This is a genomic window from Sorangium sp. So ce887 (assembly GCF_051521455.1).
Lineage (GTDB): Bacteria > Myxococcota_A > Polyangia > Polyangiales > Polyangiaceae > Sorangium.
In genome coordinates, this window is sequence record NZ_CP150354.1 from 2884300 (window position 1) to 2900000 (window position 15701).

A 15701-nucleotide genomic window follows, 5' to 3' on the forward strand; every position below is an offset into this window, starting at 1 on the left:
GCGTCATGATCTCCGACGCGTCGCGCCCCGTGTCGCAATACGTCTCCTTCATCATCGCGGGGGACGAGTACGCGGTGAACATCCTCCGGGCGCGGGAGATCGTCGAGCACAGCGTCACATCGCGGGTCCCGATGATGCCAGCGTGCATCGTCGGCGCCATGAACCTTCGGGGCCGCGTCGTGCCGGTCATCGATCTCGCGGTCAAGCTCGGGCTGCCGCCGACGAGGGTGAGCCGGTGGACGTGCGTCCTCATCGTCGAGACCGAGCTCGACGGCGAGAACACCCGCCTCGGCCTGCTCATCGACGGCGTGGGCGATGTGCTCACGCTCTCCGAGGACGAGATCGAGCACGCGCCGGCCTTCGGCGCGCAGGTGCGCGTGGATCAGCTGCTCGGGATGGCGAAGGTGGGCCAGAAGCTCGTGCTGCTGCTCAACATCGACCGCATCCTCTCTCCGGCGGAGCTCTTGGCCCCGGCGACGCCCGGCCCCTCGGCCCCCGGGGCCCCGCCGGCGCTCCCAGGCAGCCACGGTGCGCCGGCCGGCGACGGGGACAGGCCATGATCTCGCTCGCCGAGCTGGGCCCGCGCGTCCTCAGCGACGAGGAGTTCGCGCTGTTCCAAAGGCTCGTCAAGCGCGTCTCGGGCATCGCGCTCGGCCCGCAGAAGAAGCCGCTCCTGCTCTGCCGCCTCGGGCCCCGGCTCCGCGCGCTCGGGCTCCGCAGCTTCGGCGAGTACTACCGCCGCGTGACCGCGCCGGGCGGCGAGGGCGAGCTCGTGCACATGCTCGACTGCATCTGCACGAACGAGACCCATTTCTTCCGGGAGCGCGATCAGTTCGAGCTCCTCGAGCGCGAGATCCTCCCGGCGTGGCACGAGAGCGCGGGCCACGGAGCGTCCTTCGCGCGCGGCCGCCGCCCGCTGCGCGCCTGGAGCGCGGCCTGCTCGACCGGGGAAGAGCCCTATTCGATAGCGATGTCGTTGCTCGACAGCCTGCCCTCCCGGGATCGCAGCGACGCGGCGGGACAGGCGCCGCCATGGACCGGCGTCGCGTCGACCGGCGCTCCGGGGATCTGCATCCTCGCGACGGACCTGTCCGTCCGCGCGCTCGACCAGGCGCAACGCGCGGTGTGGCCGATCGAGCGGGCCTCGGAGATCCCGGAGGAGCGCCTGCGCACCTACATGCTCCGCGGGACGGGCGCGAGCGCGGGCCTGATGAAGGCCCGGCCGGAGCTGCGCAGGCTCATCACCTTCCGGCGCTTCAACCTGCTCGACGCGGCACCCAGGCGATTCGGCCTGTTCGATCTGATCTTCTGCCGGAACGTCCTCATCTACTTCGACGCCGCGACGAAGGCGTCGATCGTGGCGAGGCTCATCGCCAGCCTCGCGCCTTCAGGGTACCTGTTCCTCGGACACGCCGAGGGCCTCCACGGGACAGACCACCGCGTGCGGTGCGTCGCGCCATCCGTTTATCGGCTCCAGCCCCCGGCGGGGCTCGAAGGAAGCCGCAACACATCTAGCCCGGAGCATGCATCATGCTTGCGCATATCGGAGTAGGCCGGAAGCTCTACCTCGGCTTCGCCGCCATGGTCGTCATCATCCTCGGACTGGCGGGCACGGCATACAAGAGGTTCGCGGAGCTCGACGAGGCCCGCTCATGGGACCAGCACACGTACGAGGTGATGCTCACGACGAGCGAGATCATGGAGTCGCTGCTCGACTCCGAGACAGGGGAGCGTGGCTTCGTCATCACCGGGGTGGAATCGTTCCTGGAGCCGTACCGCAGCGGGCGCGACCTGTTCGAGCAAAGCATGAGCCGTGCCCGGGAGCTCACGAGGGACAACCCGCGCCAGCAGACGCGCCTCGAGAAGATCGACAAGCTCCACGACGAGTGGCTCTCCTCCGTGCTGGAGCCGATCATCCAGCACCGCCGCAGCGCGGACGAGGCGAAGGCGCCGGCGGATCGCGCCGTCGAGGAGGTCAGGCAGGGGCGCGGGAAGAGCCTCATGGACCAGATGCGCGCGGCGCTCAAGGAGATCGACGGCGAGGAGATCGCCCTCCTCGGCCAGCGGCAGGCGGCGACGAACGCGCTCGTCAAGACGATGTACGTGACGCTGCAGATAGGAGGTCTGCTCGCGATCGTCGTCGCCGCCGTGCTCGCCGTCGTCTTCAGCAGGATGATCCTCTTGCCGCTCACCCAGGCGGTGTCGATCCACCAGCGCATCGCCGGGGGTGACTTCACGGGCGACGTCAAGGTGAAGAGCTCCGACGAGTTCGGCCAGATGCTCGGCGCCGTGAAGGCCATGTCGGAGCGCCTGGCGGGCCTCATCGGCGAGGTCCGGAGCGGCGCGATCTCGGTCTCCTCGGTCTCGGTGCAGCTCTCGGCGACGGCGCAGAGCCTGTCGCAGGGCACCAGCGAGCAGGCGGCGTCCGTGGAGGAGACGATGGCCAGCCTGCAGCAGCTGAGCGGCACGATCGCGAAGAACGCCGCCAACTGCAAGCAGGTCGAGGAGACGGCGCACCGGAGGACGAGGGACGCGGAGCAGAGCGGTCAGGCGGTCCGGGAGACGGTCGAGGCGATGAAGGCGATCACCCAGCGGATCGTGATCATCGAGGAGATCGCGTACCAGACGAACCTGCTCGCCTTGAACGCCGCGATCGAGGCGGCTCGCGCGGGCGAGCACGGCAAGGGGTTCGCCGTGGTCGCCACGGAGGTGCGGCGGCTGGCCGAGCGAAGCCGGGATGCGGCGAAGGAGATCGGCTCGTTCGCCGCGTCGAGCATCGTCGTCGCGGAGCGCTCGGGACAGCTCATCGCGGAGCTCGTCCCGTCGATCCGGGAGACCGCGGAGCTGGTGCAGGGCGTCGCCGTGGCATCCAAGGAGCAGTCGAACGGCGTGGCCCAGATCAGCGGGGCGGTGGAGCTGATAGAGCAGTCCACGCAGCGCAACGCGGCGATCTCCGAGGAGCTCGCCAGCACGGCGGCAGAGCTCTCGGCGCAGGCAGAGCAGCTTCAGAACGTGATGGCGTCGTTCCGCCTCGCGCAGGAGAGCGACGGCGACCCGGGCCACAGGCCCGCGGCGCCGGGGCGTCTACCGGACCGCCGCGGCGGCAGGGCGCTGTGGAGGCCGCCGCAGAAGGGCCCCCCGAGCGGCGGCGCATCGAGCAACGGGCGCGTGCCGCACGCCGCGGGCGATCAGGACTTCGTCCCGTTCTAGATCCTGTCGGAGAGGGGGATCCGCGGCGCCGCCCGGCGGCGCGGCGCTGCGCGGGTCAAAGATGGATGTTGAGCTCGTACTGGCCGGAGTCCGACTCGTAGCCGCCGACCAGGATAACGATGGTCTGCCCTGCCTCGAGCGAGACCGTGAGCTCCGACGTGACGTCGAAGATGTCGTCGATCAATAGGTCGCCGCTGCAGGCGAGCTCCTCGCCCTCGCAGTCCCCGTCGAAGACGGCGAGGATCGTGTCGAACTCGGAGCCGAACGTGTCGATTGTGTACGTCCCCGCCTCGGGCGCGGTGAACCAATGGGCCACCTCGGGCGCGCCCTCGCCGCCGCAGCTCGACCCCACGCCGGCGAAGCCCCCCGCGGTCGTCCCCTCCGTGCTCAGGGGGACGGAGGACTCCAGCTCGATGGGCGCGCTGCACGTGCCGGAGCCGTCGGACTGGCTCACGTTGAGCGTGTAGTCGCCTTCCTCGCCGCTCGTGTCGACGCTGATCAGGACCGCCTGGCCGGCGTCGAGCAGCACGAGCGCGCGCGAGCTCCTCCCGTCGCTGGCGCAGGCTATCTCGGGACCGCTGCACCCGCCCAGGCGCACGGACAGGACCGTCTCGATCGTGGAGCCGACGGTGTTGATGTCGTAATACCCCTCCGCGGGCGCGGTGAAGGCATAGGTCACCTCGCCGCCGGGGGCCCCGCCGCACTCGGGCGTCAGGACATCGGGATAGCCTTCATTGTTGCCCGTGACCGTCTGAGGGACCGAGTCGCCGAGATCGAAGAGCGGGCACGACGGCACCTCCTGCTGGGTGACGTTGAGCGTGTACTCCCCGCTCGCTTCGTAGCTGTCCACGGCGACGATCACGGCCTGACCGGCGGAGAGGGGCAGGGTCAACCGCGAGTGGGTGACGGCCCCCTCGGGGTCGGCGTCGTCATTGCACTCGAGCGAGGGGCCGGCGCACGAGCCGTCCCGCACGTCCAGGAGCGTGTCGAACGTCGAGCCCTCGGTGTCGAAGGTATAGAGGGCGTAGGCCGGGGCGGTGAACAGGTAGGTCGCCTCGGGAGCCCCGAAGGCGCCGCAGACCGGCGCGAGGGCATCGGAGAGACCCGCGGTCGTGCCTGTGACCGTCTGCGGCGCCATCGAGCCGAGATCGATGAGGGGGCACGTCGCCTCGGTGACCTCGAGCGCGTAGTCGCCCGTCTCGCCGTAGCTGTCCAGCGCGATGACCGCGGTCTCGCCGGCCGCGAGCGGGACCGCGGCGCGCGCAGGCTGGGACGAGCCGTCGAGGCACGTGATGACCTCGCCCCGGCACCCTTCGCGGCGCACCTCCAGGAGGACGGGGAAGCTCGATTCCGTCGCATCGAACACGTACACGCCGTCGTGCAGCGCGGTGAAGCCGTAGGTGGCCTCGCCGCCGCTCGTGGGCGAGAAGCACGCCGAGAACACGTTCGGGAGATCCTCGTTGTTCCCGGTCACCGTCTGCGGGACCCTCGAGCCGAGGTTCACCGCCGGGCACGTCGGGGCTTCGAAGATCTCCAGCGTGAACTCGGGCAGCGGGCCGCTCGGGCTCGCCACGGCGACGAGCGCCGTCTTCCCGGCCTCGAGCTCCGCGACCGCGCTCGCCTGGCTGGAGCCGTACTGGCACGCGAGCGACTTGCCGGTGCAGGTGCCGCCGTCGAGGACCTCGACGATCAGCTCACGGGAGTCGGCGCGCCCGCTGAAGACGTAGAGGCCGTCCTCGGGGGCCGTGAAGGTGTACGTGGCGTCCTGGCTCGAGGCGATGTCGCAGTCGGCGTACACCGAGTCCTCGAGCCCGACGGTCGAGCCCGTCACGGTCTGCGGGACGACGGCCTCCAGGGCGGTCGGCGCGCACACGATCGGTCCCGGCTCGGTCACGCGCAGCGTGAAGTCGCCCTCCGCGCCGCTCACCACCACCAGGACGGGCTCGCCCTCGGCGAGATCGACGGCGATCTGAGACTGGAGGCTCCCCGCATCGTCGTTGCAGGCCAGCTCGGCGCAGGTGTCCGCCCGCAGCGCCCCGAGCGCCGTGTCGTGGGAGGCCTCGAAGGTGTCGAACAGGTAGGTCCCCGCGTGGGGCGCGGTGAACAGGAACGTCTGATCGGGCGCGCCCGACCCCGAGCAGCTCAGCGAGCGGCCGTCGCCGGCGCCGAATGTCGTGCCGCTGACCCGCTGAGGGACGCCGGAGCCGATGTCCTGGGAAGGCTCGGCGCTGCACCCGCACCGGCCGTCCTCGCACGGCCGCCCGCGGTCGCAGGCGCGCTCGCACTGGCCGCAATGCTGCGGATCGGCGGTGAGGTCGACGCAGGTGCCGGCGCAGTCGGTGAGGCCCTCCAGGCACGTCCGCTGGCACAGGGCGCCGGCGCACGCGCGGCCCGGCTCGCACGGCGCGCCGCACTTGCCGCAATGGTTCGGGTCGGTGCGCGTGTCGACGCAGGCGCCGTCGCAGCGCTTCACGTGGCGCTCGTCGCCGCACTCCAGCGGGCCGCCGCCCACGCCGTCGGTGCCGCCGCTGCCGCCGCCGCCACCACCACCCCCCTCGCCCCCCTCCTCGCATGCGCCGTCGACGCACGCCTCCCCGGCCGCGCACGCCACGCCGCACGCGCCGCAGTTCGCGCGATCGGAGCGCAGCGCCACGCAGACCCCGTCGCAGGCCGAATCGGGAGGAGCGCAGATCTCCCCCGAACTGACGTCGCTGGAGCACGCGGAGGTCGCCGCGACGACCGCGGCTGGCAGCCAGAGCACGGCCGCCGACAGCGCGTACCCGAAGCGAAAACCGTCTCTGTTCATCGGCATCCCTCTGCGGCATGCGCCGTCGGGGCGCCTGGGCGGGCGGCTGATCGGTGCTCTGGCGGATCGTGCCCCACGTCGGGAAGCCAGGTCAAGGCGCCCGGGCGCGGCCGAGCGCGCCGGACGAGGCGCTTTCCAGGATGCCGCTCGTGTCAGGGCGACAACGGCGCCACCCCTTGCTAGAACCGCCCGCATGATGCGGCCCGCGCGCCCTGAAGTCCTCGCCCCGGCCGGTGATCGCGCCGCCCTCGAAGCCGCCGTGCGCGGCGGGGCCGATGCGGTCTACTTCGGCCTCCGGGGGGGCGCCGCCGGCGGCGGCGCGGCGGCGGCGTCGCCCTTCAACGCCCGCGCCCGGGCCGCGAACTTCGACGCAGCGGAGCTCGCGGAGACGATGCGCTTCCTCCACGCCCACGGCGTGAAGGGCTACGTCACCCTGAACACGCTCGTGTTCGACGACGAGCTCCCGGCGGTCCGCGGCGCGATCGAGGCGTGCGCCTCGGCCGGCGTCGATGCGGTCATCGTCCAGGACCTCGCGGTGATGCGCCTCGCGCGGGCGCTCGCGCCCGGGCTCCCGATCCACGCCTCCACGCAGATGACCTGCACCGACGCGGCCGGCGTCGAGCTGGCGCGGTCGCTCGGCGCCGCGCGGGTCATCCTCGCCCGGGAGCTCTCGCTCGACGACATCGCCGCCATCCGCCGGGCGACCGACGTCGAGCTGGAGGTCTTCGTCCACGGGGCGCTCTGCATCGCCTACTCGGGGCAGTGCCTCACGAGCGAGGCGATCGGCGGCCGCAGCGCCAACCGCGGCGCCTGCGCCCAGGCCTGCCGCCTGCCCTACCGCCTCGTCGTCGACGGCGCGCTCCGCGACCTCGGCGACGCGGCGTACCTCCTCTCGCCGGAGGACCTCGACGCCACCGACGTCATCCCCGACCTCGTCGCGCTCGGCGTCGCCTCGGTGAAGATCGAGGGGCGCCTCAAGGGCCCCGAGTACGTCGGCGCCACCGCGCGGCTTTACCGCGCCGCCATCGACGCGGCGCTCGGCGCCGGGGCCGGCCCCGGGGCGATGGACCGCGAGGCGGCGCTCCAGGCGTTCTCGCGCGGCTCGGGGCCCGGCTTCCTGCGCGGCGTCGACCACCAGCGCCTCGTCGACGGCCGCACCTGCGACCACCGCGGCATCGAGGTCGGCGAGGCGCGCGGCGCCGGGCGCCGGCGCGGCCACGAGGTCGTTGTCGTGCGCGCCGCCCGGCCGCTCGCGCGCGGCGAGGGGATCCTCGTGGAGGGCGGCTTCGCCGGCGAGGGCGAGATCGGCGGCCGCATCTGGGGCCTGTGGATCGACGGCCGCGAGGTCGAGCGCGCGCCGGCGGGCGGCGACGTCGAGGTGTGGCTCGGCCCGGACCGGCCCCTGCCGGACGACGTGCTGCGCGGCGCGCGGGGGCTGCGCGGGCGCCGGGTCTTCCGCACGAGCGACCCCGCCGGCGCGCGCGCGGTCCGCGAGGCGCTCGATCGCGCCCCGCGCCGCGTGGCGATCGACGTCCGCCTGGAGGGCCGCCTCGGCGAGCGCCCGCGGCTCTCGGCGGCGACCGAGGACGGCGCGTCGGCCGCGGTCGAGGTCGACGCCGCGCTCGGCCGCGCCGACAGGTCGCCGCTCGACGAGGCCACGCTGCGCAAGCAGCTCGATCGGCTGGGCGACACGCCGTTCGTCCTGCGCGGCGTCGGGCTGTCGCTCGACGGGCCGGCGCTCGTGCCGCCGTCGGCGCTGAACCGCGCCCGCCGGGCGCTCGTCGCGGCGCTCCTCGAGGCGTCGCACCGCCCCCATGCGTGCGCTCCGCTGCCGGCCGAGGGGCTCGTCGCCGGGGCCGTCCCGCCGGCCATCGAGCCGCCGCCGCCCGGCCTCTTCGTGCTGTGCCGCAACGTGCGCCAGGCGCGCGCGGCGCTCGACGCCGGCGCGAGCGGCGTCTACCTCGATTTCCTGGAGATGGTCGGCCTCGGGGCCGCAGCGCGCGAGCTCATCGCGGCGGGGGCGTCCGTGGCGGTCGCGCCGCCGCGGATCCGCAAGCCGGGCGAGGAGAAGATCGACAGGTACCTCCTCTCGCTCGGGCCGGCGGCGATCCTGGTCCGCAGCTTCGGCGCGCTGCTCGACGCCTCGCCGGGCGTGCCCCGGATCGGCGATTTCTCGCTCAACGTCACGAACAAGCTGGCCGCGCGCGAGGTCCTCTCGCGGGGGCTCGCCGCGTTCACGCCGTCGTTCGACCTCGACGCCGCGCAGCTCGTGGCGCTGCTCGACTCGCCGTTCGCGCCGTTCGCCGAGGTGGTCGTGCACCACCCGATGCCGCTCTTCCACATGGAGCACTGCGTCATCGCGGCGACCCTCTCGGAGGGGAAGGATCATCGCACCTGCGGTCGCCCGTGCGACGAGCACGCGCTGTCGCTGCGGGACCGGGCGGGGATGGATCACCCGCTCGAGGCGGACGTGGGGTGTCGCAACACGGTGTTTCACGCGGCGCCGCAGAGCGCGGCGCACCTCGTGCCGAAGCTCGCGCAGAGCGGCGTGCGCCGGTTCCGGATCGAGCTCGTGCGCGAGGACGCCGAGGGGGCGCGGCGGGTGGTGGAGGCGTACCGCCGGCTGCTCGCCGGGGAGGTGGCGCCCGCCGAGGTCGCGCGCGGTCTGCGGGCCGAGGGGAGCTATGGAGTGGTGAGGGGGTCGCTGCGGGTGCTGCAGGCGTGAGCGGGGGAGGGGGCGCGAGGTTGCGGGCCTCCCTCACTCTCCGGGGATCGAGGTCGGGGACTCGCTCCTACAAGCGCTCGATCAGGAAGCTTCGGGTCTTGTCGTCGAAGCCGTGGGGAGCGAGGTTCGCGTCTGTCGTGAAGACGCGCGACTCGGACGAGTATCGCCAGAGCCCGTCGTAGAGCGTCACTTTGAAGCCGGAGGGGACGCGGACGGAGCTGACCCTCTGGTCCCATGGGCTGCTGTAAAAGAGGGAGGAGCCGACGCCGTACACGACCGAGCTGCCCGAGAAGCTGGCGTGCTCGTAGAAGGTGACCACGTCCAGCTGCGGGTCCGAGGCGTGCGAGACGACGAGGCTCGAGATGGTGTTGTCGAAGCCCGCGGCCACGAGGTTCGTGTCCGAGGTGAAGACGCGCGCCTCGCCCCCGAAGTTGTGGTGCATGAACACCGTGACCCGGAGCCCGGCGGGGACCCTGATGGCGCTCGCGCGGTTGTCGCCCATGACCGTCATGTTCGGAAGGTTGTGGTGGCCGAGCCCGAAGCCCTGCGAGATGCCGGAGAAATTCGAGAGATCGTGGAGCACGACCTCGCCGGCGGGATGGACGGTGGGGCCGCCGGCGATCGTCGCATCGATCCACGCGCGGTGGCGCGCGACGTCGACGCCGGCGAGCAACGCGTGCAGGTTCGTGCCGTCCTGGCCGTTCGACGCCGAGAACACGGCGACCTGGCGCCCGTCGACGAACCACGGGCCGCCCGAGTCGCCGCTCCAGCCCGAGCCCGTCACGCCCGTCGCGAGGAGCTCGTCGTCGGAGCGCCAGCCATCGATGTGGATCGTCGCCTTCTTGAGCGACGGCGCCATCACCAGCGGCGTGCCCTCGCTCCCCCAGCCGTAGGCCGTCGCGGTGCTGCCGATCGCGTCCGACGTCGCCTCGGCCAGCTGGACGAGCGGTCCATTGGCGTTTTCGGTCAGGTGGAGCAGCGCGATGTCGACGCTGGCCGAGGGCACCTCGACGGCGTCGACCGCGATGCGCTGGCCCTGGCCGTACGTGTTGCTGCCGACGCGCACCGCCGACGTCTCGCCCTCGTCCGCGATGCAGTGCTGCGCGGTGAGCACCCAGCGCGGCGCGACGAGGGTGCCGGTGCACTGGTAGAAGTCGCCGGTGCTCCCGCGCACGTCGAAGACCTGGACGGCCCAGGGGCTCGCCTCGGCGACCTCGCCGCCGATGATCGCGGACGAGTGCGACTCGAGCGGCTCGTCCGACGCATCGGCGCCCGAGCAGGCCGAGGAGAGGCCGAGCGCGGCGCCCGCGCAGACCACGAGACAAAGCTTGTTACCAAGTTCTTTCTTCTTCATTCTGTCTCCACATCATCATTCATGTTCGGATGATCGTTCGCGCCGAGGGAGTCCGCCTCCGCCAGGCGGCTGCCAGCGCCATCGAGGTCAAGCCAGCGATCGTCAGCAAGCAGATTGATGGCCTGCGATGACGGCATGCCCGGCTCGTCGACGGCGTCTCCGAGCAGACCCATGGGCGCACCGGGCCGAATACGGTGCAGGGACCGCCGGAGCGGGAGGCCCGGAGGCGGGCGTACGAAACCCGCCCGCGACCGCTCAAGAATCACATCCGGAGTATGATGCGTTACCCGGAGCGGCGCCAGGCGGCGATCTGGAACGGCGGCGTTCGAGGCGTGGGACAAGGGGCCATCCCGCTGTTCGCATCGAGCTGCATCTTTATGATGGGCGCGCCGACTTGGTCAGCGCCGGCCACGACCTGGCCACCGGCACAAGCTGGAGTTGGGCGATTCCAGATTCGCGCGTGGTGTACAGGATCATCGGGCGCGACCCTCCTGGAGATGCCCCCTCGGAGCAGCGGAAGGAGCCATGGATGAGAGAGGCCTCATCGCCTCATCGCACGTACCAGTCCTCGTGCTGTGACCCCAGGGAGCACCGCCGGCAGGCAGTGGCGGTCCACTGGTAGCCACACGCCGGGCAGCGACCGCGGGTGTCGAAGGTGTTCCAGCTGAACCCGCAGTTGCGGAACCAGCGGTCCTCCGCGCGCGGCTCGCGCCTCCGCACCAGCAAGGTGCCTGTGCCGCAACGCGGCCGGGCGCTCGCGCGCCGGTCAGCAGGCGGCGCTCCGGCGGAGGCTGGCGCGGACGCGCTGGACGCGGGAGACTTGGCATCCGACCAGGCAGGGCAGACCGCGGTGGCTCTGCGCGCCTGGGTCGCCTGGAGCCGCCGATTGAAGTTCCTCTCCCCCGTCGTCCTGTTCTGGGTGGCCTCCGCCCTGGCCTGGATCCTCGTCGTCGTGGCGGCGAGGCGCCGCCGCGGCCAGCTCTACGCGCGGTTCGTCGGCGTGCTGCTCGGCATCCATACCCTGATCGCGTGCGCGCTCTTCCGCCACGCCGGCCCGCTCGCCCCGGCGTTCGCGGTCCTCCAGGGCGCGGTGTTCCTGCACTTTCTCCTGCTCTCGCGCCCGCGGATGCGCCCGCTCGCCTACAGGCTGCTCGTCAGCATCCCCGCGTCCTACTTCGTGGCGGCCATCCTCCTGTCGCTCCCGTGGGCCATCGCGAGCGGCCTCGGGGCGACGCCGTATGGCCTCTGGGTGCCCTTCGCCCTCGCCGGCATCGGCATCGTCCAGTCGTTCACCGCCCGCCGCGAGGAGGTCGAGCTCGTCGTCGACCGCGCTCCGATCGAGGGGTTGCGCCGCCACCCGCTCCCGCGCGAGGAGCCGCTCGGCGCGCGCCGCCCCCTTCGCATCGTCCAGATCACCGACCCTCACATCGGTCCCTTCATGTCCGTCGCGCGGCTCCGCGGCATCTGTGAGCGCGCGGTCGAGCGCGATCCCGATCTCGTCGTGCTCACCGGCGATTACCTGACCATGGAGTCGCAGGACACCGCGGAGCACCTCGCGGAGGCCCTGTCCCCGCTCCGCGCCCTCGAGGGCCGTGTGTTCGCGTGCCACGGCAACCACGATCACGAGTCGCCCCGCCACGTCGCGACCGCGCTCGCCCGGGTGGGGGCGCGCCTGCTCGTCGACGAGGCGGCGCTCGTCGAGACCGCCGCAGGGCCGGTCCAGGTGCTCGGGATGGACTTCCATTACCGCGATCGCGCGGAGCGCATGGCGGCGGTCTGCGCCCGGCACCCGCGCGTGAAGGGGGCGCTCCGGCTCATCCTGCTCCACGATCCAGGCGCCTTCCGCCTCCTCGGCGAGGGCGAGGGCGATCTCGTGCTCTCGGGCCACACCCACGGCGGGCAGCTCGGCCTTGTCAGCCTCGGCGGCTCCTGGACCATCCTCCGGCTCTTCGTGAACATGCCCGATCACGGCCTGTGGGCCCGCGGCCCCGACCGGCTCTACGTGCACCGCGGGACAGGACACTACGGCTTTCCCCTGCGGCTCGGCGTGCCCGCAGAGGAGAGCGTCCTCAAGGTGCACCTCGCCGGCGACGGCGCATGACGGGTCGGGCGCTGTCGCCCTGCCGGCCGGCGATTGTGCAGCGGATATCGCGAGGGGGAATTTAACGCAAAGGCGCAAAGGCGCAAAGGCGCAAAAAGAAAGGGATTGAATGCGCCAGAACGAGATGGCCGAGGTCGTCGTGGACGCGGCGACGCTCACGTGTCCAGCGGTCTGCGAGTGGGAATTCCCCACCCCGTATCTTTTCCTTTTTGCGTCTTTGCGCCTTTGCGCCTTTGCGTTGAATTCTCGCCTCCTGCGAGCCGCGAGGAGTCACGCCTTCATGTGAACTCTCTCCGGGCAGATGCGACCACTACCCGGGGGCGCGCGGGCCGCTCAGGCCTTCCCGAGGAACTTGCGCACCTCGGATTCGATGGTGCTGCCGGGGACGATGAACGGCTTGTCCGTGATGTCGACAGAGAAGCTCTGCGCGGCGACCGAATAGGTCCCCTTCACCGTCCCCGCCGGCGTGGGCACCGAGAAATCGCCCTTGCCCTCGTTGCCGCTGAACTTGCCGCCGGCCTTCTCGATCGCTGCCTTGGCCTTCGCGACGATGTCTTGAGAGGTACCGCTGAAGGGGACTGAGAAGCTGTGCTTTGCCATGTCGTCTCCTTGGAGTGCTCGGTCGCGATCCTGGTGCGACGCGATGCTCGGCGGAGCCTAGTGTGGCCGCGCCAGCGGCACCAGCGCGAATTGACCGGGGCCCGAGCACCACGCCCGAGCACCACGGATGCGCGCGCGCCGGCTCCGCGGCCTCCGGAGGCCGCGGGCTCGCAGGACGGCGCGCCCCCCCGGGGGATTCAACGCGCCGGCGAGGATTGGGCTTGACAAGATGGGCAAATTTGCCGCTTTTTGTGCGCTTCTTGCACCCAGTCGTGAACCGAGGACTTATGAACCACCCCATTCTCAAGCCGTGGATCCTCAGCCGAGCGGGGCGGGGGTCCGCGCTCGTGCTCGGCGCGCTCGGCGCGCTCGGACCGAGCGCTGGATGCGCGACCTCGCAGGGCCCCGGAGCGGAGGTCGCGCCCTCCGCCGGCGCGGACACGGGCGCCGCGGGGAGCCCCGGGGCCGCGCAGACCAACCTGCTCAAGGCCTCCGACTTCAACGACAACAAGAGCCTGCCCTGGACCACCTCGTTCACCGCGCCGGGCGCGGGCAGCGCCGAGGTGAAGAGTGGCGCCTATTGCGTGACGGTGACGAACAAGGGGTCGAACAACTGGGACGCCCAGTTTCGCCACCGGGAGATGGTGATCCAGAAGGGTCACAGCTACACGATTCAGTACAAGGCCTGGGCGTCCGCGCCCACGAAGGCGCGCCCGAAGGTCGGCATGTCGGGCCCGCCTTACGAGGAGTACTGGTCGGACACCGTGGAGCTCGGCACCGAGCCCAGGACCTTCTCCGGCAAGTTCTCGATGGCGAAGGCCGACGACGCCACGGCGGAGCTCGCGTTCCACATCGGCGGCGCGATGGCGTCGTCCAAGGAGCCGTTCGAGGTCTGCATCGACGACATCCGCCTGGACGACGCGGAGTTCAAGGCCAGCGCGGCCGCGAGCGCCGTGGCGGCGCCGAAGGTCGCCGTGAACCAGGTCGGGTATCTGCCGGGCGCGATCAAGGTCGCGAGCGTGAGCAACGCGGCGACCGCGCCGCTCGCGTGGGAGCTGCTCGACGGCGCCGGCAAGCCGGTCGCGCGCGGCCAGACCAAGGTCTTCGGGAAGGACGGCGCCTCCGGCGATCACGTCCACCTCGTCGATTTCACGATCGTCAAGGCGCCGGGCCAGGGCTACGTGCTCAAGGTGGGGGAGGAGAAGAGCTTCCCGTTCGACATCGGCGCCGGCATCTACCAGAAGCTCAAGGTCGACGCGCTCGCGTATTTCTACCACAACCGGAGCGGCATCGAGATCAAGATGCCCTATGCCGGCAAGCCCGAGCTGGCGCGCCCGGCGGGGCACCTCCACGACAAGAGCACGCGCTGCCTGAAGGACAGCGGCTGCGACTATGCGCTCGACGCGTCCCGCGGCTGGTACGACGCCGGCGACCACGGCAAGTACGTGGTCAACGGCGGCATCTCGGTGTGGACGCTGCTCAACTGGTACGAGCGCACGAAGCACCTCGGCACCTCGAGCGCCGATTTCGGCGACGGCAAGCTCAACATCCCCGAGGGCAAGAACGGCGTGCCCGACATCCTCGACGAGGCGCGCTGGGAGCTCGAGTTCCTGATGGGCATGCAGGTGCCGGAAGGCAAGCCGCTCGCCGGCATGGTCCACCACAAGATGCACGACGAGTCGTGGACGGGCCTCGGCCTCGCGCCGCACGAGGACAAGCTCGCGCGCTTCCTCCACAAGCCGAGCACCGCGGCGACGCTCAACGTCGTGGCCACGGGGGCGCAGTGCGCGCGCATCTGGAAGACGGTGGACGCGGCGTTCTCGGCGAAGTGCCTGAAGGCCGCCGAGCGCGCCTGGGCGGCGGCGAAGCAGAACCCGGCCCTCTACGCGCCGCCCGGCGGCGACAAGGGCGGCGGGCCCTACGACGACACGGACGCCAAGGACGAGTTCTACTGGGCCGCGGCGGAGCTCTTCGTCACGACGGGGAAGCCGGAGTACAAGCAGTTCCTGCAGGCCTCGCCGCTCAACGCGCGGTTCCCGACGGAGATCGAAGGGGGCGCGGCGTCGATGAACTGGCGGGTCACCGACGGGCTCGGCCAGATCTCGATGGCGATCGTGCCCGGCCACGTGGACGCGGCGTGGCAGAAGGAGATCCGCGGCCGCATCGCGAAGGCGGCCGACCAGTACCTCGCCATCGCCGACAAGGAGGGGTACCGGACGCTCGTCGCTCGGACGCCTGCAGGCAAGTACGACTGGGGCTCGAACTCGGGCGTGCTGAACAACATGATCGTGGTGGCGCTCGCCCACGACTTCACCAAGCAGCCGAAGTACCTCGACGGGGTGGTGCTCGGCATGGACTACCTCCTCGGGCGCAACCCGCTCGGGCAGTCGTACGTGACGGGCTATGGCGAGAAGCCGCTCGAGAACCCGCACCACCGGTTCTGGGCCCATCAGGCGAACAGCAAATACCCGAAGGCGCCGCCCGGCGCCGTGTCCGGCGGCCCGAACTCCTCGCTCCAGGACCCCCATGTCCAGAGCGCCGGCCTGAAGGGGTGCGTCGCGCAGCGGTGCTTCGTGGACCACATCGAGGCCTGGAGCGTGAACGAGATCACGATCAACTGGAACGCGCCGTTCGCGTGGGTGACCGGCTTCCTCGACGAGAAGGCACGGCAGTAGCCGGGGCGAGCGAGCGAGCGCGGCCGCCCTCTCGTGGCGGCTGCCCCCTGGGTGCGCCCGTGACTGCCGGGGCCGTCACGACGGTTGACATCCCGGTGTCAAGCCTTAAATAAAATCAGCCGTCGGTGCTGGCGCGCAGCAGCGCTGCCGTGCTGCGGCGCTGAGAACCTGAAGAGGTCGGTGAACAGAACAAGCCGGCACCTCTTCAGGTCGCTCGGTTTCTCTTCCTC

Annotated in this window: 10 protein-coding genes; 6 read left to right on the plus strand and 4 right to left on the minus strand. The window is 71.4% G+C overall.

Annotation, left to right across the window (positions count from 1 at the left end; genetic code table 11):
• Nucleotides 1-5 precede the first annotated feature (5 nt).
• From WMF36_RS10990 to WMF36_RS11000, 3 genes are read left to right on the plus strand one after another with little or no spacing between them, the layout of a single operon-like run.
• The gene (locus tag WMF36_RS10990) at nt 6-560 is read left to right on the plus strand and encodes a chemotaxis protein CheW (protein WP_437579558.1); all 555 of its coding nucleotides are present in this window, start codon (nt 6-8) and stop codon (nt 558-560) included.
• Nucleotides 557-1552 (plus strand): CheR family methyltransferase, encoded by a 996-nt coding sequence (locus tag WMF36_RS10995; RefSeq protein WP_437489575.1) that lies wholly within the window; start codon nt 557-559, stop codon nt 1550-1552. The genes WMF36_RS10990 and WMF36_RS10995 overlap by 4 nt, the downstream gene beginning before the upstream one ends.
• On the plus strand, nt 1531-3210 hold the full coding sequence (locus WMF36_RS11000) for a methyl-accepting chemotaxis protein (RefSeq protein ID WP_437579559.1): 1680 nt from the start codon (nt 1531-1533) through the stop codon (nt 3208-3210). The genes WMF36_RS10995 and WMF36_RS11000 overlap by 22 nt, the downstream gene beginning before the upstream one ends.
• Nucleotides 3211-3265: 55 nt before the next feature.
• Here WMF36_RS11000 and WMF36_RS11005 read toward each other — a convergent pair whose 3' ends face one another.
• The gene (locus WMF36_RS11005; protein ID WP_437579560.1) at nt 3266-6016 is read right to left on the minus strand and encodes an MXAN_6577-like cysteine-rich protein; all 2751 of its coding nucleotides are present in this window, start codon (nt 6014-6016) and stop codon (nt 3266-3268) included.
• 193 nt (nt 6017-6209) lie between these two features.
• On the opposite strand from WMF36_RS11005, the gene WMF36_RS11010 reads away from it, so the two are divergent.
• Nucleotides 6210-8741 (plus strand): DUF3656 domain-containing U32 family peptidase, encoded by a 2532-nt coding sequence (locus tag WMF36_RS11010; RefSeq protein WP_437579561.1) that lies wholly within the window; start codon nt 6210-6212, stop codon nt 8739-8741.
• A 67-nt stretch (nt 8742-8808) separates the two neighbouring features.
• On the opposite strand, the gene WMF36_RS11015 is transcribed toward WMF36_RS11010, so the two are convergent.
• The gene (locus WMF36_RS11015) at nt 8809-10095 is read right to left on the minus strand and encodes a trypsin-like serine protease (protein ID WP_437579562.1); all 1287 of its coding nucleotides are present in this window, start codon (nt 10093-10095) and stop codon (nt 8809-8811) included.
• Nucleotides 10092-10268, minus strand: a complete 177-nt coding sequence (locus tag WMF36_RS11020) for a hypothetical protein (RefSeq protein WP_437579563.1) — start codon at nt 10266-10268, stop codon at nt 10092-10094. The genes WMF36_RS11015 and WMF36_RS11020 overlap by 4 nt, the downstream gene beginning before the upstream one ends.
• 713 nt (nt 10269-10981) lie before the next feature.
• On the opposite strand from WMF36_RS11020, the gene WMF36_RS11025 reads away from it, so the two are divergent.
• Nucleotides 10982-12196 carry a metallophosphoesterase gene (locus WMF36_RS11025; RefSeq protein ID WP_437579564.1) on the plus strand — a complete coding sequence of 405 codons (1215 nt, stop codon included), beginning with the start codon at nt 10982-10984 and terminating at the stop codon, nt 12194-12196.
• Nucleotides 12197-12529: 333 nt separating this feature from the next.
• Here WMF36_RS11025 and WMF36_RS11030 read toward each other — a convergent pair whose 3' ends face one another.
• Nucleotides 12530-12796 (minus strand): hypothetical protein, encoded by a 267-nt coding sequence (locus WMF36_RS11030; protein ID WP_437489591.1) that lies wholly within the window; start codon nt 12794-12796, stop codon nt 12530-12532.
• Between the two features lie 287 nt (nt 12797-13083).
• Here WMF36_RS11030 and WMF36_RS11035 point away from each other — a divergent pair, with 287 nt between their 5' ends.
• Nucleotides 13084-15471 carry a glycoside hydrolase family 9 protein gene (locus tag WMF36_RS11035; RefSeq protein ID WP_437579565.1) on the plus strand — a complete coding sequence of 796 codons (2388 nt, stop codon included), beginning with the start codon at nt 13084-13086 and terminating at the stop codon, nt 15469-15471.
• Nucleotides 15472-15701 lie beyond the last annotated feature (230 nt).

What these genes read in the sequence shown, in the direction of transcription:
- WMF36_RS11020 (WP_437579563.1), bottom strand. Translation starts at nt 10,268, where the DNA reads ATGGGTCTGCTCGGAGACGCCGTCGACGAGCCGGGCATGCCGTCATCG.
- WMF36_RS10990 (WP_437579558.1), top strand. Translation starts at nt 6, where the DNA reads ATGATCTCCGACGCGTCGCGCCCCGTGTCGCAATACGTCTCCTTCATC.
- WMF36_RS11035 (WP_437579565.1), top strand. Translation starts at nt 13,084, where the DNA reads ATGAACCACCCCATTCTCAAGCCGTGGATCCTCAGCCGAGCGGGGCGG.
- WMF36_RS11010 (WP_437579561.1), top strand. Translation starts at nt 6,210, where the DNA reads ATGATGCGGCCCGCGCGCCCTGAAGTCCTCGCCCCGGCCGGTGATCGC.
- WMF36_RS11030 (WP_437489591.1), bottom strand. Translation starts at nt 12,796, where the DNA reads ATGGCAAAGCACAGCTTCTCAGTCCCCTTCAGCGGTACCTCTCAAGAC.
- WMF36_RS11015 (WP_437579562.1), bottom strand. Translation starts at nt 10,095, where the DNA reads ATGAAGAAGAAAGAACTTGGTAACAAGCTTTGTCTCGTGGTCTGCGCG.
- WMF36_RS11000 (WP_437579559.1), top strand. Translation starts at nt 1,531, where the DNA reads ATGCTTGCGCATATCGGAGTAGGCCGGAAGCTCTACCTCGGCTTCGCC.
- WMF36_RS11005 (WP_437579560.1), bottom strand. Translation starts at nt 6,016, where the DNA reads ATGAACAGAGACGGTTTTCGCTTCGGGTACGCGCTGTCGGCGGCCGTG.
- WMF36_RS10995 (WP_437489575.1), top strand. Translation starts at nt 557, where the DNA reads ATGATCTCGCTCGCCGAGCTGGGCCCGCGCGTCCTCAGCGACGAGGAG.